The sequence below is a fragment of the Serratia sp. ASV30 genome (genome assembly GCF_016428815.1).
GTDB lineage: Bacteria > Pseudomonadota > Gammaproteobacteria > Enterobacterales > Enterobacteriaceae > Chania > Chania fonticola_C.
Map to the genome: position 1 here is coordinate 1 of NZ_JAELTL010000152.1, position 973 is coordinate 973.

The following is a 973-nucleotide window of genomic DNA, read 5'->3' on the forward strand; positions in this document are numbered from 1 at the left end:
CCCCCCCCCCCCCTCTACACCCAGTTGGCATCGTCGGCAGCGTCAGATGTGTATAAGAGACAGAAAAAGACCCTTGATGTGGTTGGAAAAGCCCTTTCAACAGGTAAGGGAGGGGAAGGGAAAATAACCATACTATATACGGAAATTATTTGTCCAAAGCTGGAAATCAAAGGTGGGGGTGAGTTAAAAGAAGATGCGTCCTCCGGACTTGTCTATATTGAAAGACAAGTTTCATTAGGGCTGGCTCCACTTATAGGCTTAAAAATGACACTAGATCTGCTCCAGGCCTTTGCAGCATGGTATAAGATGGATGTGCTGTTAGCAGCCGTTAGGGAAGGATTAATGTCGAAAGAGCAGGCCTATAACGAAGGTGGCAATGCGGCATTTATTGGAATGAAGATTGAACTGGTTGCTGAAGGTACGATTGATCTTAAACTTGCTTTTAAGTCAGATGCGAAAAACGAGTGGGAATGGGAAAAAACGGATAGTGTAGAAGCCAAGCTTAGCTTGACCATAGAAGCAAATGTGCGTGCTGGTGTTCGTTTCTATATCGCCAATGGCGCATTAACGATTGGAGGGAAAGCGGTTGCAGAAGGGTGTTTAGGTTTAGATAATCCGACTAAAGATAAAATGGAATTGGTTCTTTATCATAATGGGATAACGGCTAAGGTATATGTTAGTTATACGGTTGGGATAGCGCGTGATTCTCAAGTTGATAACGAGAGTAATGATGTGCCAGAGGAAACATCGAGTAGCCAAGAGGCTGAGCAAGAGAAAAAAAATGAAAAAGAGTGGATCATTCATGATAAGTTGGAAAAGAAAGACTCAACATATCGTATCAACCTTGGGTAAGATAGCAATATGCTTCTTATTAATATCTCCATTTTATACAAAGGCTAAAGATATGAGTGATGAAAAGTATTTATTTTCTTTCAAGTCAAATAAAAGTGCTTGCATTTTGAGAGTAAATGCT

Annotated in this window: 1 pseudogene; it reads left to right on the forward strand. The window is 41.1% G+C overall.

What is annotated here, in order from left to right:
* Positions 1-852, forward strand: a pseudogene (locus tag JHD74_RS25845) (hypothetical protein); the annotation flags it as partial.
* Between the last annotated feature and the right edge of the window lie 121 nt (positions 853-973).